Source organism: Enterobacter cloacae complex sp. 6730903 (assembly GCF_048283985.1).
GTDB lineage: Bacteria > Pseudomonadota > Gammaproteobacteria > Enterobacterales > Enterobacteriaceae > Enterobacter > Enterobacter hormaechei_C.
On the sequence record NZ_JBLVXX010000020.1, the window covers coordinates 1 to 843 of the forward strand.

An 843-nucleotide genomic window follows, 5' to 3' on the forward strand; every position below is an offset into this window, starting at 1 on the left:
GAGTGTGCTCCGGATAGACTGAAAAGTGTTACCTATGTTCCCGGTCTGATCTGTCACCTATGTATCCGGTCATACACTTCGCTTACCGGGCCTACAAAAACCGTAGGCCGGGCAAACGCAGTGCCGCCCGGCATTCAACACTCCAGCCGATACACCCAGTCGTCATACCGTACGCCGTTAATCTCGTACGCCTTCTCCAGCACCTGCGTGCGCACAAAACCCGCTTTCTCAAGGACCCGCACCGACCCGATGTTATCCGCCAGCACGTACGCGTTTATCGCCTTCACGCCCGTCTGGTTAAATGCATACTCACACACCGCGCGCAGCGCCTCGCTGGCAATGCCTTTTCCCTGCGCGGCAGGCACAACCGTGTAGCCAATATCCGCCTCTTCACGGTTCGCCGGGCTGATTTGCAGGCCAATATCCCCGAGCGGCATATCGTCATTATGCAGACGGATCACAAAGACATGCTCCGCCATCAGGCGTGCGGCAAATACGCGACGCGTCTCTTTTTCCGGTGTGATAGCGGCCATATAGCGCATGATGGCGGGGTCTTCACGCAGAGAGCGAAAGAACGCCCAGTCAGAAGGTTCGAAAGGGGTGAGGTGAAGCCGGGTTGTAGTGATGGTTGCCATAGTTACGCCATATCATCCAGACATGGCGTATAACTCTAACATATTCACTGCACCACATCCCCCAGCGCCTCTTCCAGGCCATACCAGCGGAACGTAAACCCGGCCGCTTCCAGTCGTTTTTGGCGCCGCGGCGTCCCCCCCCCCCACACCCCACCAGCAAAAAAACACCAACACCACAAAACCCCTCGCCCCCCCCCCCCCCCCCCCC

The 843-nt window shown here is 58.1% G+C and carries 1 protein-coding gene; it reads right to left on the bottom strand.

What is annotated here, in order from left to right:
* Window positions 1-134: 134 nt before the first annotated feature.
* Complete coding sequence (locus ACNQ0W_RS12475) at window positions 135-635, bottom strand: GNAT family N-acetyltransferase (protein ID WP_062932724.1); 501 nt, start codon at window positions 633-635, stop codon at window positions 135-137.
* Window positions 636-843: the final 208 nt, after the last annotated feature.